Genomic DNA, 16,514 nt, shown 5'->3' with positions numbered 1-16,514 from the left:
GGCAACTTAGATTTAATCAGACACAAATGTCAGTAAGAAAATTAAAACCAATCACCCCAGGTCAGCGTTTTAGGGTTGTAAATGGTTTTGACGCCATTACAACCGATAAGCCGGAGAAGTCGTTACTTGCTCCGAACAAAAGATCTGGTGGTAGAAACAGTCAAGGAAAAATGACCATGCGCTACATAGGTGGTGGTCATAAGAAGAAATATCGAATTATCGATTTTAAACGCGACAAAGCGGGAATCCCTGCTACCGTTGCCAGTATTCAATACGATCCAAACCGTACTGCGTTTATCGCACTTTTGAACTATCAAGATGGTGAAAAGCGATATGTGATTGCACAGAACGGACTACAAGTTGGGCAGAATATCCTTTCCGGTGAAGCAGTAGCTCCAGAGATTGGAAACGCAATGCCACTTTCAGCTATTCCATTAGGTACTATTATTTCTTGTATCGAGCTTCGTCCCGGTCAAGGAGCTATTATGGCTCGTAGTGCTGGTGCTTTCGCACAGCTTATGGCTCGTGATGGAAAATACGCTACCGTAAAACTTCCTTCAGGTGAAACTAGATTGATTTTGGTAAACTGTATGGCTACCATTGGTGCCGTTTCAAACAGTGACCACCAATTATTGGTTTCAGGTAAAGCCGGTAGAAGCAGATGGTTGGGTAGAAGACCACGTACAAGACCAGTAGTGATGAACCCAGTAGATCACCCAATGGGTGGTGGTGAGGGCCGCGCTTCAGGAGGTCATCCACGTTCTAGAAAAGGTATCCCTGCTAAAGGTTACAGAACCCGTACTAAAACGAAAGCAAGTAATAAATATATCTTAGAACGAAGAAAGAAATAAGTTATGGCAAGATCGTTAAAAAAAGGACCGTTCGTTCATTATAAACTAGACAAGAAAGTTCAACAAAACGTTGAGGACAATAAGAAGACCGTTATCAAAACTTGGTCACGTGCTTCTATGATTACTCCAGATTTTGTTGGTCAAACCATCGCTGTACACAACGGGCGCCAATTTGTTCCTGTGTATGTTACAGAAAACATGGTTGGGCATAAACTAGGAGAATTTTCACCTACAAGATCATTCCGTGGTCACGCAGGTGCTAAAAACAAAGGTAAAAAATAATAGGCCATGGGAGTTCGTAAAAGAGAAAGAGCAGAAGCAATCAAGGAAGCCAAGAAGACTACTTACATGGCTAAATTGAACAATTGCCCCACTTCACCAAGAAAAATGCGTTTAATGGCAGATTTGGTAAGAGGTGAGAAAATAGACAAAGCACTTAACATTTTGAAGTTCAGTTCAAAAGAATCTTCACGCAAATTGGAGAAACTACTTTTGTCTGCCATCAATAACTGGCAACAAAAGAACGAAGATGCTTCAATTGAAGATGCAGATCTTTTTGTTAAGGAAATCCGTGTGGACGGTGGAACGATGTTGAAGAGACTTCGCCCAGCACCACAAGGCCGCGCACACAGAATTAGAAAACGCTCCAACCACGTAACACTGGTATTGGCAGCAAACGATAACACACAAAGCAAATAATTAAATGGGACAGAAGACAAATCCAATCGGGAATCGCTTAGGTATCATTAGAGGTTGGGAATCCAACTGGTACGGAGGCAACGACTACGGCGATAAACTAGCCGAAGACGACAAGATTAGAAAATATGTTCACGCACGTTTAAGTAAAGCTAGTGTGAGTAGAGTAATTATTGAGCGTACGCTTAAGCTTGTAACCGTTACTATAACCACTGCCCGTCCCGGTATCATTATCGGTAAAGGTGGCCAGGAAGTAGACAAGCTAAAAGAAGAGCTTAAGAAAATTACAGATAAAGAGGTACAGATCAACATCCACGAGATCAAAAGACCTGAGCTTGATGCATATTTGGTAGCTGCGAGCATCGCGCGCCAGATTGAAAGCCGTATTTCATACCGTCGTGCCATAAAAATGGCAATCGCGGCAACAATGCGAATGAACGCTGAAGGTATTAAGGTGCAAATCTCGGGACGTTTGAACGGCGCTGAAATGGCACGTTCAGAATCGTACAAAGAAGGTCGTATCCCATTATCAACTTTTAGAGCCGATATTGACTACGCTTTAGTTGAGGCACACACTACCTACGGTAGATTGGGTGTTAAAGTATGGATTATGAAAGGCGAAGTATATGGAAAGCGGGAACTTTCCCCATTAGTTGGTCTATCGACTGGCAAAAAGAGTGGTGGTAAAGGTGCTCCAGCAGGACGCGGTGGCAATAAAGCACGTCGCAGAAAGTAATTTTTTAAATAGAAAAAAATGTTACAACCTAAAAGAACAAAGTACCGTAAACAAATGAAAGGCCGTATGAAGGGCAATGCCGAACGTGGCAACCAGCTAGCATACGGAACCTTCGGTATAAAATCGTTGGAATCAGAATTTCTTACAGCAAGACAAATTGAAGCTGCACGTATCGCCGCTACCCGTTTTATGAAAAGGGAAGGTTCTATTTGGATCATGATTTTTCCAGATAAGCCAATTACCAAAAAACCTCTTGAAGTACGTATGGGTAAGGGTAAAGGTGCCGTAGAATATTATGCTGCTGTGGTTAAACCAGGAAGAATGCTTTTTGAAGTATCCGGTGTTCCAGTTGAAACAGCAAAAGAAGCATTGCGCCTTGCAGCACAAAAGCTTCCGGTAAAAACTAAATTTGTAATGTCTCGGGATTTCCAAGCATAATTTTTTGAAAGATGAAACAATCAGAAATTAAGAAAGCATCAACGGCAGAACTTCAGGAAGCATACGCTGAATCTAGAAAGGCTTATTCAGACCTTAAAATGGCTCATACCATTTCACCGTTGGAAAATCCAATTCAACTAAGATCCCAGAGAAGGGTGATAGCAAGAATAGCGACTGAACTAACTAATAGAGAAGTGCAATAATTGTACAGCTGAAAGATGGAAGAAATTAAAAGAAACTTAAGAAAAGAACGTATAGGGGTAGTAACCAGCAATAAAATGGATAAATCCATTGTTGTTAGCGAGGTTAAAAAAGTAAAACACCCGATGTACGGAAAGTTCGTGTTAAAAACGAAAAAATACGTAGCGCACGACGAGACAAACAACTGCAACGAAGGTGATACCGTAAAGATCATGGAAACAAGACCTTTGAGTAAAACCAAATGTTGGAGATTAGTAGAAATAATTGAAAGAGCGAAGTAATTATGTTACAACAAGAATCAAGACTCAAAGTCGCAGATAATACCGGAGCCAAAGAAGTGCTTTGCATCCGTGTATTGGGCGGAACAAAAAGAAGGTATGCTTCTATTGGTGATAAAATTGTAGTTTCTGTAAAAGAAGCTACACCAAATGGAAACATTAAGAAAGGAGCAGTTTCTACAGCAGTTGTAGTACGTACCGTGAAGGAAATAAGAAGACCTGATGGTTCTTACATCCGTTTCGATGATAACGCTTGTGTACTTTTGAACCCACAGGGTGAAATGAGAGGAACACGTGTTTTTGGCCCGGTAGCAAGAGAGCTTCGCGACAAGCAATTTATGAAAATAGTATCATTGGCACCAGAGGTGCTTTAATATGAAAACTAAGATGACAAAGCTTAAAATAAAATCAGGCGATACAGTAGTAGTTACTGCCGGAGACCACAAAGGTTCTGAAGGTAAAGTAATGAAAATATTCCTTGACAAAAACAAAGCAATCGTAGAAGGAGTGAACATGGTTTCAAAACATGAGAAACCCAGTGCGAAGAACCCACAAGGTGGAATTGCAAAAAAAGAAGCTCCTATCCATATTTCAAACCTTTCATTGGTTGATCCAAAATCTGGAAAAGCCACACGTGTTGGTTACAAAATGGAGAATGGTAAAAAAGTACGATTTTCAAAACAATCGAATCAAGCAATATAGTTATGGCATATACACCAAGACTTAAGGAAGAGTACAAAAGCAAAGTGATCAATGCACTTACTGACGAATTTGGTTACAAAAACGTCATGCAGGTACCAAAATTGGAGCGTATTGTTGTTTCCCGTGGAGTGGGTGCGGCAGTAGCTGACAAGAAACTTATTGACTATTCGGTTGATGAGTTTACAAAGATAACCGGGCAAAAAGCAGTAGCTACTATGTCCAAAAAAGACGTTGCTAACTTCAAACTTCGTAAAGGCATGCCAATTGGTGTGAAGGTTACGTTGCGTGGAGAGCGTATGTACGAGTTTTTGGATAGATTGGTAACCTCGGCCTTGCCTAGGGTACGTGACTTTAACGGAATTAAAGCAACCGGTTTTGACGGAAGAGGGAATTACTCTTTGGGAATCACCGAGCAAATTATCTTCCCAGAAATCGACATCGATAAAGTGAAGAAAATTGAAGGAATGAACATTACGTTCATCACTTCGGCCAACACCGATAAAGAAGCGAAATCATTATTACAAGAATTGGGATTACCCTTTAAAAAGAACTAAGAGATGGCTAAAGAATCAATGAAAGCCCGCGAGGTTAAGAGACAAAAAATGGTAGCTAAATATGCCGCCAAGCGTAAAGCTTTAAAAGAAGCTGGCGATTGGGAAGGTTTACAAAAACTACCAAAAAATGCCTCACCAGTTCGTTTGCACAATCGTTGCAAACTTACTGGAAGACCAAGAGGGTATATGAGAACTTTTGGAATTTCACGTGTATTGTTCCGTGAAATGGCAAATTCAGGGTTAATTCCAGGTGTGCGCAAAGCATCTTGGTAAGAACAGATTTTTGTTTAAAAGAAAAAGTATAAACTGGTTGAAGGTTCAGAATAGTCTGAAAACCACATCCGCAAATTCAAATAAATGAATACAGATCCAATTTCAGATTATCTAACAAGGATTAGAAATGCTGTAAAAGCTGGGCATCGCGTAGTAGAGATTCCAGCATCAAATCTTAAAAAGGAGATTACAAAAATCCTTTTTGACCAAGGTTACATTCTAAGCTACAAGTTTGATGACAGTACCGCACAGGGAACCATCAAAATTGCGTTGAAATACGACAAGCTTACCAAAGAATCGGTAATCAAGAAAATTCAAAGAATCAGTAAACCAGGTTTACGTAAATATGCAGGTTCATCAGAACTTCCTCGCGTGCTTAATGGTCTTGGTATTGCCATTGTTTCAACTTCTTCTGGAGTTATGACTGGCAAACAAGCAAAAGCACAAAATGTTGGTGGTGAAGTATTGTGTTACGTTTACTAAAAAATAGACAAAGAAATGTCAAGAATAGGTAAAAACCCGGTAGTAATCCCACAAGGAGTTACAGTTGATGTAAAAGACAACGTAATTACCGTAAAAGGAAAATTAGGCGAGTTAACTCAGGAATTTGATTCTGATCTAACCGTAAAAGTAGAGGACGGAAACGTATTGGTTGAGCGCCCTTCAGATTCTAAAGACCACACTGCAAAGCACGGTCTTTACAGATCATTGATCAATAACATGATTGAAGGTGTGAGCAACGGATGGACCAAGGAACTTGAATTGGTAGGTGTGGGTTACCGCGCCAGCAACCAAGGACAAAAATTGGATTTGGCTTTAGGATTTTCACACAATATCGTTTTGGACATCGCTCCGGAGGTAAAAGTGGAAACAGTATCTGATAAAGGTAAAAACCCAATCGTAAAATTAACGTCTCACGACAAACAATTGGTAGGACAAGTAGCGGCAAAAATCCGCGGCTTCCGTAAGCCAGAACCTTACAAAGGAAAAGGTATCAAGTTTGTTGGTGAACAATTAAGAAGAAAAGCAGGTAAATCTGCATAACAAATAGAGTTATGGCATTATCAAAGTACGAAAGAAGAGAGCGCTTGCGCATGCGAATCAGAAAAACGGTTGAGGGGACCGAAAGTCGCCCACGTTTGGCTGTTTTCCGCAGCAATAAAGAAATATACGCTCAAATTATTGACGATGTAAATGGAAAGACCATTACCGCTGCATCTTCAAGAGATAAAGACATTGACGCTTCAAAAGTAAACAAAGTTGAAGCTGCAAAATTGGTAGGAAAAGCAATCGCAGAAAAAGCTGTTAAAGCAGGTGTTGAAACCATCGCTTTTGACAGAGGCGGTTACCTATACCACGGAAGAGTAAAATCATTAGCTGAAGGTGCACGCGAAGGTGGCCTTAAATTCTAAGTAGCATTATGTATCAAGATTATAAAAACGCAGAATTAGTAAAGCCAGGAGGTCTTGAATTGAAAGACCGTTTGGTAGGTGTACAACGTGTAACCAAGGTGACCAAAGGTGGTCGTGCCTTTGGATTTTCAGCTATTGTAGTTGTTGGAGACGAAAAAGGAGTGGTAGGCCACGGTCTTGGGAAATCCAAGGATGTAGCAAGCGCGATAGCAAAAGCTATTGAGGATGCCAAGAAAAACTTGGTTCGCATTCCACTTAACAAAGTGACACTTCCACACGAACAAAAAGGAAAATACGGCGGAGCCCGTGTTAACCTTCTTCCAGCTGCGCCTGGTACCGGAGTAATTGCTGGTGGTGCCGTACGTGCCGTATTGGAAGCAGTAGGGGTTCACGATGTATTGTCAAAATCACAGGGATCTTCTAACCCACACAACGTGGTAAAGGCAACTTTTGACGCTCTTTTGCAAATGCGAAGTGCACAAACTGTAGCTGACCAAAGAGGAATTTCACTTGAAAAAGTATTCAAAGGATAAATATCAGAGCGATGGCAAAAATTAAAGTAACAAAGGTAAAGAGCGTTATAAAGCGCCCAAAAAACCAAAAGAGAATCATGGAATCGTTAGGGCTTCACAAGATGAACCAAACGGTTGAGCATGAAGATACGCCAAACATTCTTGGTATGATCAATAAAGTTAATCACTTGGTTTCTGTTGAAACCAAATAAGGAAACACGAAAAAATGGATTTAAGTAACTTACAACCCGCCGCAGGATCGGCGAAAAACAAAGGCAAGCGAGTAGGTCGCGGACAAGGTTCCGGTAAAGGTGGTACTGCCACCCGCGGACACAAAGGAGCAAAATCACGTTCAGGTTATTCCAAGAAAATTGGATTTGAAGGTGGACAGATGCCCCTACAGCGTCGTGTTCCTAAGTTTGGTTTTACAAACATCAACCGTAAAGAATATAAGGGAATCAATATAGATACTCTTCAGCAGTTGGTTGACGACAAGAAAATAAATGATGCCGTTGACTTTGAAACCCTAGTAGGGTTGGGTCTTGCCGGAAAGAATGAAATGGTTAAGATTTTAGGAAGAGGAGAGATTAAGGCAAAACTAAAAGTATCTGCACACAAGTTCACTGCCTCGGCAAAGGAAGCTATTGAAGCTGCCGGAGGTGAAGTAGTAACATTGTAACAACAGCTAAGGATGAAATTTATCGAAACCTTAAAAAATGTTTGGAAAATAGAAGAGTTGCGTAACCGCATCATTCTAACCTTGGGAATGCTATTGGTGTACCGTTTTGGTGCACAGGTAGTACTTCCGGGCATTGATGCAGATATGCTTGCTCAATTTGCAGGTAAGTTTGATTCAGGCGGTATCGGCGGATTGCTAAACGCATTTACGGGAGGGGCTTTTGCCAACGCTTCTGTTTTTGCATTGGGTATCATGCCTTACATTTCTGCCTCTATTGTTGTACAGTTGATGCAAATTGCTGTGCCATACCTTCAAAAATTGCAGAAAGAGGGAGAAAGTGGTCGTAAAAAAATTAATCAGATTACCCGTTGGTTAACCATCGGTATCTGTTTGGTTCAGGCACCAAGTTACCTTGCAGGTCTTCCTGCTATGGGAGTTCCGGCAGAAGCTTTTGTGATGGGTCAGAGCTTAATGTTCTATGTTTCATCTGTTATAATTTTAGTAACAGGAACAATATTTGCAATGTGGCTGGGTGAAAAGATTACTGATAAAGGTATTGGAAATGGTATCTCTATATTAATTATGGTTGGTATTATTGCTAATCTTCCACAGGCATTCGCTCAGGAATTTGTTTCCAGAGTAATGGAGTCAAATGGTGGACTGATTATGATTCTTATTGAATTAGTTATCTGGTTTGTTATCATATTGCTATCTGTAATGTTAGTGATGGCTGTGCGAAAGATTCCAGTACAATATGCAAGAAGAACCGCAACTGGTGGTTTCGAAAAGAATATTTTTGGAGCTCGACAATTTATTCCATTGAAGTTGAACGCTTCTGGGGTAATGCCAATCATTTTTGCCCAGGCAATTATGTTTGTGCCCTCTGCGGTAGCTAGTCTTTCTGAAAGTGATTTTTCACAAAGCATCCAAGCAACGTTCAGTGATATCTTTGGATTTTGGTACAACTTGGTATTCGCAGTGTTGATTATTATATTCACATATTTCTATACTGCTATTACGGTTCCAACCAATAAAATGGCTGACGACCTTAAACGTAGTGGAGGTTTCATTCCTGGAATTAAACCAGGTTCACAAACCGCTGAATATTTAGATCGAATTATGTCTCAAATAACCTTACCAGGTTCTATCTTTTTAGCGCTGATCGCGATTTTCCCCGCCTTCGTAGTTAAGTTGATGGGCATACAGCAAGGTTGGGCATTATTCTACGGTGGTACATCACTCCTAATTATGGTAGGTGTAGCTATCGATACCATGCAACAAGTAAACTCGTACTTATTGAACCGCCATTACGATGGTTTGATGAAAAGCGGCAAAAATAGAAAAGCAGTAGCATAATTATGGCAAAACAAAGCGCAATAGAACAAGATGGAAGTATAGTGGAAGCACTATCAAACGCAATGTTCCGTGTGGAACTGGAAAACGGTCACATTGTAACCGCACATATTTCTGGTAAAATGCGAATGCACTATATAAAATTATTGCCAGGTGATAAAGTGAAACTGGAAATGAGCCCGTACGATTTAACGAAAGCAAGAATAACATACAGATATTAATACAACGGACCTCACGGTTCATTGAATAATAAATAAATAAAAAAGAGATGAAAGTAAGAGCATCCGTAAAGAAGAGAAGTGCCGACTGCAAGATTGTTCGCAGAAAGGGCAGATTATATGTAATTAACAAAAAGAACCCAAAGTTCAAACAAAGACAAGGATAAGTTATGGCAAGAATCGCAGGTGTAGATATCCCGAAGCACAAAAGGGGTGTAATCGCGTTAACGTATATCTTCGGTATCGGTAAGAGCCGTGCACAAGATATTCTGAACAAAGCCGGAGTTGACGAAGACAAAAAAGTAAGTGAATGGAACGATGATGAAATCGGGGCTATTCGTGACGCTGTAGGGTCTTTCAAAATCGAAGGTGAATTACGTAGTGAAGTTCAATTAAGCATAAAACGCTTAATGGATATTGGTTGTTACAGAGGTATTCGTCACAGATCGGGTCTTCCATTAAGAGGACAACGTACTAAGAATAACTCTCGTACAAGAAAAGGAAAACGTAAAACTGTTGCTAACAAGAAAAAAGCAACTAAATAAAACCTAACGTTATGGCAAAGACAAGTCAAAAAACTACAAAAACAGTTAAAAAACGCAAGGTTAATGTTGAATCAACTGGAGAGGCGCATATCAATGCTTCTTTCAACAACATTATCGTTTCGTTGACAAATAAGAACGGAGATGTTATCTCTTGGTCCTCAGCCGGTAAAATGGGCTTCCGTGGATCTAAGAAAAACACTCCTTATGCAGCTCAGTTAGCATCAGAAGATTGCGCAAAAGTTGCACACGACGCCGGTTTGCGCAAAGTAAAAGTTTACGTAAAAGGGCCAGGAAACGGTAGAGAATCTGCAATACGTTCTATCCACAATGCTGGAATTGAAGTAACCGAAATCATCGACGTTACCCCAATGCCGCACAACGGATGCCGTCCTCCTAAAAGAAGAAGAGTATAATATTTTTTATTGAATTGCCTTCGGGCAATTCATTTTCTATTTTTATTTAGAAAAAAATAAAAAATAATAATAAACAATAATTAATAACAAATATCAATCTGAAGGAACCAAAAACTAAAGGATTAACGTAAGACCTTAATTTAGTTTTTCTTCATAACCTTAAATTAGAAATGGCAAGATATACTGGTCCAAAAACTAAAATCGCCCGTAAGTTCGGGGAAGCAATCTTCGGAGACGATAAGTCTTTCGAAAAAAGAAACTACCCTCCTGGGCAACACGGGAACGCACGTCGCCGTGGAAAAAAATCTGAATATGCAATCCAACTTGCTGAAAAGCAAAAAGCGAAATATACCTACGGTATTTTGGAGCGTCAATTCAGAAATATGTTCAAAAAAGCAACTGCAGCTCCTGGAATTACAGGTCAAGTATTGCTTCAATTGGCTGAATCACGTTTAGACAATGTAGTCTACCGTATGGGGATTTCCCCAAGTCGCTCTGGTGCTAGACAATTGGTGTCTCACCGTCACATTACCGTTAACGGTGAAAAAGTAAACATTCCATCATACCAGTTAAAGCCTGGAGATGTAGTAGCCGTTAGAGAGAAGTCAAAATCTCTTAGCGCAATCAACGATTCGTTGGCAAATGCAAATCATGTTTACGAGTGGATTACTTGGAACAACGACAAAAAGGAAGGAACTTTCGTTTCCGTACCTGAGCGTATCCAAATCCCAGAAAACATCAACGAGCAGTTTATCGTCGAATTATATTCTAAATAATAAAATAATCATATTGGTATTTGGCCAAAGGGTTTATAGTGTTCTTCAAACTTTTAAACCGCGCAACTAAATAACAATTAAAACGAAGAAAAAAATGGCAGTATTTAGTTTTCAGAAGCCTGATAAAGTTATAATGGTAAACTCTACCGATTTCGAAGGGAAATTTGAGTTTCGTCCTTTGGAACCAGGTTACGGACTTACCGTTGGTAACGCATTAAGACGCGTTTTGCTTTCCTCATTGGAAGGATTCGCCATAACTTCGGTTCGCATCGAAGGCGTGGATCACGAATTTTCTACCATCGCAGGAGTAGTGGAAGATGTTACCGAAATTATTTTGAACCTTAAACAAGTTCGTTTCAAAAGACAGATTGACGAGATAGACAACGAAACCGTTACTATTTCCGTTTCTGGCAACGAGCAGTTGAAGGCAGGTGATTTCCAAAAATTCATTTCAGGTTTCCAAGTATTGAACCCAGAATTGGTTCTTTGTAATATGGATAAAAAAGTGAACCTTAATTTCGAAATCACTATCGAAAAAGGTCGCGGTTACGTTCCAGCTGAAGAGAACAAAAAAGCAAATGCTCCTTTGGGCACCATCTTTACAGATTCTATCTACACTCCTATAAAAAATGTGAAGTACAGCATTGAAAACTTCCGTGTAGAGCAAAAAACCGATTACGAGAAATTGGTTTTCGAAATCGTAACAGACGGATCAATTCACCCAAAAGATGCTTTGACCGAAGCTGCAAAAACTTTGATCCACCACTTTATGTTGTTCAGCGATGAGCGTATTACTTTGGAGGCAGATGAAATTGCACAAACTGAAACTTATGATGAAGAGTCCCTTCACATGCGTCAGTTGCTTAAAACAAAATTGGTAGATATGGATCTTTCGGTTCGTGCGCTAAACTGTTTGAAAGCTGCAGAGGTTGATACTTTGGGCGACCTAGTATCTTACAACAAAAATGACTTGATGAAGTTCCGTAATTTCGGTAAAAAATCGCTTACAGAGCTTGAAGAGCTTGTAAACGTGAAAGGCCTAAACTTCGGGATGGATCTTGCAAAATATAAGTTAGATAAAGACTAGTGATTAACGATTTCAGATTTTTGATTTCAGATTGCTGAAGTTTTAAATCTGAAATCAACAATCATCAATCGACAATCGTTAATCAATAACCCATCATAATTTGCTCTCCGAAGAACGGATCTTGTAGCAAGATGATGATAACAAAAACGTCATGAGACACGGAAAAAAAATAAATCACTTAGGTAGAAAAACCGCCCACAGACACTCCATGTTGGCCAATATGGCTTGCTCACTTGTGGAGCACAAACGCATCAACACTACTGTTGCAAAAGCAAAAGCGCTGAAGCAGTTCGTTGAACCATTGGTAACAAAGTCTAAAGAAGACACCACGCACAACCGTCGTTTGGTATTTGCAAAATTGCGTCAAAAAGATGCGGTTGCAGAACTTTTCAGAACTGTTGCGCCAAAAGTTGGTGACCGTCCGGGAGGATACACCCGAATCATTAAATTGGGTAACCGTCTAGGTGATAACGCTGATATGGCAATGATAGAGCTTGTTGATTTCAACGAACTTTACAATGCCGGCAAAGCTACCAAGAAGAAATCTACACGTAGAAGTCGTCGTGGAAGCGGATCTTCAGCCGCTGCTGCCCCTGCTGCGAAAGCCGCACCAGCAAAAGCCGAGAAAGAAGCTAAAAAGGAAGAGGAATAGAATGAATTCCAATTCAATAAATAACAAAGGGATAAGCGTTTTCGTTTATCCCTTTTTTTTATACTATTTTTGCAAAGATTTTACGAATTGGAAATTTAGAAGTTTGAAACACAACATTTAAAACATAAGAAACCACAGATTCAATAGTATCCACAGAAATAATAGCATGAAATACCAAACACGAAAAAAAGCACTTATTTTATTGGCAGACGGAACCATTTTCTACGGAAAAGCAGTTGGTGGTAAAGAAGGCTCTGCCTTTGGCGAAGTTTGTTTCAACACCGGAATGACCGGGTATCAAGAGATTTTTACAGACCCTTCCTATTTTGGACAGATAATGGTCGCCACAAACGCCCACATTGGGAATTACGGAACAAATAGGGAAGAAGTAGAATCTGAAGGAATAAAAATTGCAGGTCTGGTGGTGCGCAATTTCAGCTACCATTATTCGCGTCCCGCGGCAGATGACTCCTTGGAAGAATTCTTAAACAGAAATAACTTATTGGCAATAAGTGATGTGGACACCCGCGCTCTTGTAAGTTACATTCGCGATAATGGCGCTATGAACGCCGTTATTTCTACGGAAGTTGACAATATTGATGGATTGAAAAAGCAGTTGGCAGCTGTACCCGACATGAACGGTTTGGAGCTAGCTTCAAAAGTTTCTACAAAAGAACCTTATTTCTTCGGACATGAAAACGCAAAATATAAAGTGTCTGCCTTGGATCTGGGAATAAAGAAAAACATACTTCGCAATCTTGCTGAAAGGGACTGTTACATAAAAGTATTTCCATACAACGCCTCTTTTTCAGAAATGGAAGCTTTTAGTCCCGATGGTTACTTTATATCTAACGGCCCCGGCGATCCTGAGCCACTTCATAGTGCCATAGAAGTTGTGAAAACAATTTTGGATAAAGAAGTGCCAATGTTCGGTATCTGTCTTGGGCACCAAATGTTGGCTTTGGCAAACGGAATTTCTACCTATAAAATGCACAACGGCCACCGCGGAATAAACCACCCTGTAATGAATTTGATTAGTGGTAAAGGAGAAATCACTTCTCAAAATCACGGTTTTGCAATAAATAGGGAAGAGGCTGAGGCAAATTCCAATATTGAAATTACGCACGAACATCTGAACGATCACACGGCTGCTGGAATTCGATTGAAAAACAAACCTGCTTTCTCAGTGCAATATCACCCCGAGGCAAGCCCCGGACCGCATGACGCTTCGTATCTTTTTGATGAATTCATCGAAAGTATTGAAAAACATAAACTACAAACCGCTTAAAAATTTCCAGACCCCAAAGGTTTTTGAAACCTTTGGGGTCTTTACAATTAACTATTAACCAATAACTATTAACTTTTACCAATGAGCATCATCATCGACATCAACGCCAGACAAATTTTTGATTCCAGAGGAAACCCAACAATCGAAGTGGACGTAATTACAGAAAACGGTTTTATGGGCCGCGCCGCCGTTCCTTCGGGAGCTTCGACGGGCGAGCACGAAGCCGTGGAGCTTCGTGATGGCGGAAAAGCGTATATGGGCAAAGGAGTTATGAAAGCCGTTGAAAACGTTCACGGCAAAATTGCCGGAACTCTTTTGGGCATTTCTGTTTTTGAACAGGAGTTGATCGATAAAACTATGATTGATTTGGACGGCACGAAGAATAAATCAAAACTCGGTGCCAATACCATTCTCGGTGTTTCCTTGGCTGCTGCAAAGGCCGCCGCTGCCGAATTGGGAATGCCGTTGTACCGCTACGTGGGCGGGGTGAGTGCCAAAACGCTTCCCGTGCCTATGATGAACATTATAAACGGTGGTTCACACAGCGATGCGCCCATCGCATTTCAGGAGTTTATGGTGATGCCCGTAAAGGCGAAAAATTTTACCCATGCCATGCAAATGGGTTCCGAAATTTTTCACAACCTTAAAAAGGTATTGCACGACCGCGGATTAAGTACGGCGGTTGGCGACGAAGGCGGTTTTGCCCCAACTTTGGATGGAACGGAGGATGCTTTGGATACTATTGCGAAAGCAACCAAAAAAGCTGGTTACAAATTGGGCGATGATGTAATGATTGCCCTGGATTGCGCCGCCGCAGAATTTTATGTGAAGAAGAAATACGATTACACAAAATTTGAAGGCGAAAAGGGAAAAGTACGCACTTCAAAGGAACAGGCCGATTATTTGGCTGAATTGTGTAAAAAATATCCCATCATTTCAATCGAGGATGGCATGGACGAAAACGATTGGGAAGGCTGGAAATACCTGACCGAAAAAATTGGCGATAAAGTGCAATTGGTGGGTGACGATTTGTTTGTAACAAATGTGGAAAGGCTTTCAAAAGGTATTTCAGAAAAAATAGCCAATTCCATTCTTATAAAAGTGAACCAAATAGGAACACTCACCGAAACCATCGCTGCCGTAAATATGGCGCACAACGCTGGTTATACTTCCGTAATGAGCCACCGAAGCGGCGAAACCGAGGACAACACCATTGCCGATTTAGCGGTCGCCTTAAACTGTGGCCAGATAAAAACGGGTTCCGCTTCGCGAAGTGATAGAATGGCAAAGTACAATCAATTGCTGCGAATTGAAGAGCAATTGGGCGAAGTTGCCTATTTTCCGCAACAAAATGCGTTCAAAATTTAAACGTAGTACAAGCTTAGAAAAACCTCGCAACTAGCGGGGTTTTTTTATTTTTAGGAAATAGGCCGTACTGCCGATGATTTAAGGATATTTTAACCTAAGATTAGTTGGAAATGTTAAAAAATTAAACATAGATTTTGTACTTTAGCGTTTCTGAATAAATTAAAAAAACACACGATATTTTATGGCAAAGATGGCGACCCTAGAGATAGATGGTAAAAAATACGAGTTTCCCATTGTAGAGGGAACTGAAAATGAATTAGGAATAGATATAAAGAGCCTTCGCACAGATACCGACGGCGTGGTTACACTGGATCCCGGGTATAAGAATACCGGTTCCTGCGAAAGTGCAATTACTTTTTTGGATGGCGAAAAGGGAATTCTTCGTTATAGAGGATATTCCATTGAGGAGTTGGCGGAAAAGGCGCGCTTTCTAGAGGTTTGTTATTTATTGATTTTTGGTGAATTGCCCACCGAAGAACAGCTAGAGAAATTTCACAATGATATAAAATCACAATCGCACGTAGATGAGGATGTGAAGCGCATCTTGGACGGTTTTCCGAAATCTGCTCACCCAATGGGCGTACTTTCATCGTTAACCTCTGCTTTGGTTGCTTTCAATCCTTCCTCGGTAAATGTGGATAGTGAGGAGGATATGTATAAGGCCATCGTAAAGATTTTGGCGAAATTTCCCGTCCTTACAGCCTGGACATATAGAAAACGCTTGGGTCTTCCACTCGATTATGGGGACGACAATTTAAGATATGTGGAAAATTTCGTAAAAATGATGTTCAAAAAACCAAGTGGTGAATACACATCAAACCCACTGGTTGTTGAGGCCTTGAACAAGCTTTTGATATTGCACGCAGATCACGAGCAAAATTGTTCCACTTCCACCGTACGTATTGTGGGCTCCTCGCACGCAGGTCTGTTTGTTTCTATTTCTGCCGGTATTGCTGCCCTTTGGGGGCCACTCCACGGCGGAGCAAACCAAGCGGTTATTGAAATGTTGGAGGCCATTAAGGCAGATGGTGGCGACACCAAAAAATTTATGGCAAAGGCAAAGGATAAAAATGATCCATTCCGTTTGATGGGCTTTGGCCATAGGGTGTACAAGAACTTCGACCCCCGTGCCAAGATCATTAAAAAAGCTGCCGATGATGTTTTGGACAGTCTAGGGATAGAAGATGACGTGCTGAGCATTGCCAAGGCTTTGGAAAAAGAAGCCCTTGAAGACCCATACTTTGTTGAAAGAAAATTATATCCGAACGTAGATTTCTATTCGGGCATTATTTACCGTGCCTTGGGCATTCCGGTAGAAATGTTCACCCCTATGTTTGCGCTAGGGCGCTTGCCGGGCTGGATAGCGCAGTGGAGAGAAATGAGGTTACAAAAAGAGCCTATTGGTCGCCCAAGACAGATTTATGTGGGAGAGAACCTGCGCTCCTTTGTACCGATCGAGAAACGATAAAGACTTATTTTTAA

Annotated in this window: 28 protein-coding genes; all 28 read left to right on the top strand. The window is 40.7% G+C overall.

Annotated elements, in window-relative coordinates; translation table 11 throughout:
- Positions 1-26 precede the first annotated feature (26 nt).
- The 28 genes from rplB (at position 27) to AC58DT_RS08755 (ending at position 16,500) form a co-directional block, all read left to right on the top strand.
- Positions 27-851, top strand: a complete 825-nt coding sequence (gene rplB / locus AC58DT_RS08890) for a 50S ribosomal protein L2 (RefSeq protein ID WP_045079240.1) — start codon at positions 27-29, stop codon at positions 849-851.
- Between the two features lie 3 nt (positions 852-854).
- Positions 855-1,133 (top strand): 30S ribosomal protein S19, encoded by a 279-nt coding sequence (gene rpsS / locus AC58DT_RS08885; RefSeq protein WP_062622473.1) that lies wholly within the window; start codon positions 855-857, stop codon positions 1,131-1,133.
- 6 nt (positions 1,134-1,139) lie between these two features.
- Positions 1,140-1,550, top strand: coding sequence for a 50S ribosomal protein L22 (rplV, locus tag AC58DT_RS08880; RefSeq protein WP_497216504.1), 411 nt, complete (start codon positions 1,140-1,142; stop codon positions 1,548-1,550).
- A gap of 4 nt (positions 1,551-1,554) precedes the next feature.
- On the top strand, positions 1,555-2,283 hold the full coding sequence (gene rpsC / locus AC58DT_RS08875; RefSeq protein ID WP_062622471.1) for a 30S ribosomal protein S3: 729 nt from the start codon (positions 1,555-1,557) through the stop codon (positions 2,281-2,283).
- Positions 2,284-2,301: 18 nt separating this feature from the next.
- Positions 2,302-2,721: a 50S ribosomal protein L16 gene (gene rplP / locus AC58DT_RS08870; RefSeq protein ID WP_154191847.1), complete on the top strand. Its 420-nt coding sequence runs from the start codon at positions 2,302-2,304 to the stop codon at positions 2,719-2,721.
- 11 nt (positions 2,722-2,732) lie between these two features.
- The gene (rpmC, locus tag AC58DT_RS08865) at positions 2,733-2,924 is read left to right on the top strand and encodes a 50S ribosomal protein L29 (RefSeq protein WP_202335251.1); all 192 of its coding nucleotides are present in this window, start codon (positions 2,733-2,735) and stop codon (positions 2,922-2,924) included.
- A 15-nt stretch (positions 2,925-2,939) separates the two neighbouring features.
- Positions 2,940-3,203, top strand: a complete 264-nt coding sequence (gene rpsQ / locus AC58DT_RS08860; RefSeq protein WP_497216503.1) for a 30S ribosomal protein S17 — start codon at positions 2,940-2,942, stop codon at positions 3,201-3,203.
- 2 nt (positions 3,204-3,205) lie between these two features.
- Positions 3,206-3,574, top strand: coding sequence for a 50S ribosomal protein L14 (gene rplN, locus AC58DT_RS08855; protein WP_045079247.1), 369 nt, complete (start codon positions 3,206-3,208; stop codon positions 3,572-3,574).
- Between the two features lie 13 nt (positions 3,575-3,587).
- Entirely contained in the window at positions 3,588-3,902 is a 315-nt protein-coding gene (gene rplX, locus AC58DT_RS08850) for a 50S ribosomal protein L24 (protein ID WP_045079358.1), read from the top strand.
- Positions 3,903-3,904: 2 nt separating this feature from the next.
- On the top strand, positions 3,905-4,456 hold the full coding sequence (rplE, locus tag AC58DT_RS08845; protein ID WP_497216502.1) for a 50S ribosomal protein L5: 552 nt from the start codon (positions 3,905-3,907) through the stop codon (positions 4,454-4,456).
- 3 nt (positions 4,457-4,459) lie between these two features.
- Complete coding sequence (gene rpsN / locus AC58DT_RS08840; protein ID WP_497216501.1) at positions 4,460-4,729, top strand: 30S ribosomal protein S14; 270 nt, start codon at positions 4,460-4,462, stop codon at positions 4,727-4,729.
- 84 nt (positions 4,730-4,813) lie between these two features.
- Entirely contained in the window at positions 4,814-5,212 is a 399-nt protein-coding gene (gene rpsH, locus AC58DT_RS08835; protein ID WP_062622467.1) for a 30S ribosomal protein S8, read from the top strand.
- 15 nt (positions 5,213-5,227) lie between these two features.
- Entirely contained in the window at positions 5,228-5,773 is a 546-nt protein-coding gene (gene rplF / locus AC58DT_RS08830) for a 50S ribosomal protein L6 (RefSeq protein ID WP_497216500.1), read from the top strand.
- Positions 5,774-5,784: 11 nt separating this feature from the next.
- Positions 5,785-6,141 carry a 50S ribosomal protein L18 gene (rplR, locus tag AC58DT_RS08825; RefSeq protein WP_068763103.1) on the top strand — a complete coding sequence of 119 codons (357 nt, stop codon included), beginning with the start codon at positions 5,785-5,787 and terminating at the stop codon, positions 6,139-6,141.
- A gap of 8 nt (positions 6,142-6,149) precedes the next feature.
- Positions 6,150-6,674, top strand: coding sequence for a 30S ribosomal protein S5 (rpsE, locus tag AC58DT_RS08820; RefSeq protein WP_497216499.1), 525 nt, complete (start codon positions 6,150-6,152; stop codon positions 6,672-6,674).
- A gap of 11 nt (positions 6,675-6,685) precedes the next feature.
- Positions 6,686-6,865 carry a 50S ribosomal protein L30 gene (gene rpmD / locus AC58DT_RS08815; RefSeq protein WP_045079254.1) on the top strand — a complete coding sequence of 60 codons (180 nt, stop codon included), beginning with the start codon at positions 6,686-6,688 and terminating at the stop codon, positions 6,863-6,865.
- A gap of 14 nt (positions 6,866-6,879) precedes the next feature.
- Positions 6,880-7,332: a 50S ribosomal protein L15 gene (rplO, locus tag AC58DT_RS08810; RefSeq protein WP_202335257.1), complete on the top strand. Its 453-nt coding sequence runs from the start codon at positions 6,880-6,882 to the stop codon at positions 7,330-7,332.
- A gap of 12 nt (positions 7,333-7,344) precedes the next feature.
- Positions 7,345-8,688, top strand: coding sequence for a preprotein translocase subunit SecY (secY, locus tag AC58DT_RS08805; protein ID WP_497216498.1), 1,344 nt, complete (start codon positions 7,345-7,347; stop codon positions 8,686-8,688).
- A 2-nt stretch (positions 8,689-8,690) separates the two neighbouring features.
- Positions 8,691-8,906, top strand: coding sequence for a translation initiation factor IF-1 (infA, locus tag AC58DT_RS08800; RefSeq protein WP_026452613.1), 216 nt, complete (start codon positions 8,691-8,693; stop codon positions 8,904-8,906).
- Positions 8,907-8,953: 47 nt separating this feature from the next.
- Positions 8,954-9,070 (top strand): type B 50S ribosomal protein L36, encoded by a 117-nt coding sequence (ykgO, locus tag AC58DT_RS08795; protein WP_009779203.1) that lies wholly within the window; start codon positions 8,954-8,956, stop codon positions 9,068-9,070.
- 3 nt (positions 9,071-9,073) lie between these two features.
- A complete protein-coding gene (rpsM, locus tag AC58DT_RS08790; RefSeq protein WP_026452614.1) occupies positions 9,074-9,448 on the top strand; it encodes a 30S ribosomal protein S13 in 375 nt (124 codons plus the stop codon).
- Between the two features lie 11 nt (positions 9,449-9,459).
- Positions 9,460-9,861, top strand: coding sequence for a 30S ribosomal protein S11 (gene rpsK, locus AC58DT_RS08785; protein WP_068763108.1), 402 nt, complete (start codon positions 9,460-9,462; stop codon positions 9,859-9,861).
- Between the two features lie 170 nt (positions 9,862-10,031).
- Positions 10,032-10,637, top strand: coding sequence for a 30S ribosomal protein S4 (gene rpsD, locus AC58DT_RS08780; protein WP_497216497.1), 606 nt, complete (start codon positions 10,032-10,034; stop codon positions 10,635-10,637).
- Positions 10,638-10,731: 94 nt separating this feature from the next.
- Positions 10,732-11,724 (top strand): DNA-directed RNA polymerase subunit alpha, encoded by a 993-nt coding sequence (locus AC58DT_RS08775; protein ID WP_202335261.1) that lies wholly within the window; start codon positions 10,732-10,734, stop codon positions 11,722-11,724.
- A 151-nt stretch (positions 11,725-11,875) separates the two neighbouring features.
- Positions 11,876-12,376, top strand: coding sequence for a 50S ribosomal protein L17 (gene rplQ, locus AC58DT_RS08770; protein ID WP_045079260.1), 501 nt, complete (start codon positions 11,876-11,878; stop codon positions 12,374-12,376).
- Positions 12,377-12,542: 166 nt separating this feature from the next.
- Positions 12,543-13,664 (top strand): glutamine-hydrolyzing carbamoyl-phosphate synthase small subunit, encoded by a 1,122-nt coding sequence (gene carA / locus AC58DT_RS08765; protein WP_497216496.1) that lies wholly within the window; start codon positions 12,543-12,545, stop codon positions 13,662-13,664.
- Positions 13,665-13,745: 81 nt separating this feature from the next.
- On the top strand, positions 13,746-15,032 hold the full coding sequence (eno, locus tag AC58DT_RS08760; protein ID WP_497216495.1) for a phosphopyruvate hydratase: 1,287 nt from the start codon (positions 13,746-13,748) through the stop codon (positions 15,030-15,032).
- Positions 15,033-15,213: 181 nt separating this feature from the next.
- A complete protein-coding gene (locus AC58DT_RS08755; RefSeq protein ID WP_497216494.1) occupies positions 15,214-16,500 on the top strand; it encodes a citrate synthase in 1,287 nt (428 codons plus the stop codon).
- Positions 16,501-16,514 lie beyond the last annotated feature (14 nt).

This window comes from Aequorivita sp. CRS11, assembly GCF_059693805.1.
Note: the sequence above shows the minus strand (reverse complement) of the source record. Positions and strands in the feature narration are given on the sequence as shown.

Bases quoted from the DNA above. Each gene is read 5' to 3' on its own strand.
- rplE (WP_497216502.1), top strand. From the start codon at position 3,905: ATGGCATATACACCAAGACTTAAGGAAGAGTACAAAAGCAAAGTGATC.
- rpsH (WP_062622467.1), top strand. From the start codon at position 4,814: ATGAATACAGATCCAATTTCAGATTATCTAACAAGGATTAGAAATGCT.
- rplN (WP_045079247.1), top strand. From the start codon at position 3,206: ATGTTACAACAAGAATCAAGACTCAAAGTCGCAGATAATACCGGAGCC.
- rpmD (WP_045079254.1), top strand. From the start codon at position 6,686: ATGGCAAAAATTAAAGTAACAAAGGTAAAGAGCGTTATAAAGCGCCCA.
- ykgO (WP_009779203.1), top strand. From the start codon at position 8,954: ATGAAAGTAAGAGCATCCGTAAAGAAGAGAAGTGCCGACTGCAAGATT.
- infA (WP_026452613.1), top strand. From the start codon at position 8,691: ATGGCAAAACAAAGCGCAATAGAACAAGATGGAAGTATAGTGGAAGCA.
- rplP (WP_154191847.1), top strand. From the start codon at position 2,302: ATGTTACAACCTAAAAGAACAAAGTACCGTAAACAAATGAAAGGCCGT.
- AC58DT_RS08755 (WP_497216494.1), top strand. From the start codon at position 15,214: ATGGCAAAGATGGCGACCCTAGAGATAGATGGTAAAAAATACGAGTTT.
- rplO (WP_202335257.1), top strand. From the start codon at position 6,880: ATGGATTTAAGTAACTTACAACCCGCCGCAGGATCGGCGAAAAACAAA.
- rpsD (WP_497216497.1), top strand. From the start codon at position 10,032: ATGGCAAGATATACTGGTCCAAAAACTAAAATCGCCCGTAAGTTCGGG.
- AC58DT_RS08775 (WP_202335261.1), top strand. From the start codon at position 10,732: ATGGCAGTATTTAGTTTTCAGAAGCCTGATAAAGTTATAATGGTAAAC.
- rpsE (WP_497216499.1), top strand. From the start codon at position 6,150: ATGTATCAAGATTATAAAAACGCAGAATTAGTAAAGCCAGGAGGTCTT.
- rpsM (WP_026452614.1), top strand. From the start codon at position 9,074: ATGGCAAGAATCGCAGGTGTAGATATCCCGAAGCACAAAAGGGGTGTA.
- eno (WP_497216495.1), top strand. From the start codon at position 13,746: ATGAGCATCATCATCGACATCAACGCCAGACAAATTTTTGATTCCAGA.
- rpsC (WP_062622471.1), top strand. From the start codon at position 1,555: ATGGGACAGAAGACAAATCCAATCGGGAATCGCTTAGGTATCATTAGA.
- carA (WP_497216496.1), top strand. From the start codon at position 12,543: ATGAAATACCAAACACGAAAAAAAGCACTTATTTTATTGGCAGACGGA.
- secY (WP_497216498.1), top strand. From the start codon at position 7,345: ATGAAATTTATCGAAACCTTAAAAAATGTTTGGAAAATAGAAGAGTTG.
- rpsQ (WP_497216503.1), top strand. From the start codon at position 2,940: ATGGAAGAAATTAAAAGAAACTTAAGAAAAGAACGTATAGGGGTAGTA.
- rplQ (WP_045079260.1), top strand. From the start codon at position 11,876: ATGAGACACGGAAAAAAAATAAATCACTTAGGTAGAAAAACCGCCCAC.
- rpsN (WP_497216501.1), top strand. From the start codon at position 4,460: ATGGCTAAAGAATCAATGAAAGCCCGCGAGGTTAAGAGACAAAAAATG.
- rplF (WP_497216500.1), top strand. From the start codon at position 5,228: ATGTCAAGAATAGGTAAAAACCCGGTAGTAATCCCACAAGGAGTTACA.
- rpsK (WP_068763108.1), top strand. From the start codon at position 9,460: ATGGCAAAGACAAGTCAAAAAACTACAAAAACAGTTAAAAAACGCAAG.
- rpmC (WP_202335251.1), top strand. From the start codon at position 2,733: ATGAAACAATCAGAAATTAAGAAAGCATCAACGGCAGAACTTCAGGAA.
- rplV (WP_497216504.1), top strand. From the start codon at position 1,140: ATGGGAGTTCGTAAAAGAGAAAGAGCAGAAGCAATCAAGGAAGCCAAG.
- rpsS (WP_062622473.1), top strand. From the start codon at position 855: ATGGCAAGATCGTTAAAAAAAGGACCGTTCGTTCATTATAAACTAGAC.
- rplR (WP_068763103.1), top strand. From the start codon at position 5,785: ATGGCATTATCAAAGTACGAAAGAAGAGAGCGCTTGCGCATGCGAATC.
- rplX (WP_045079358.1), top strand. From the start codon at position 3,588: ATGACAAAGCTTAAAATAAAATCAGGCGATACAGTAGTAGTTACTGCC.
- rplB (WP_045079240.1), top strand. From the start codon at position 27: ATGTCAGTAAGAAAATTAAAACCAATCACCCCAGGTCAGCGTTTTAGG.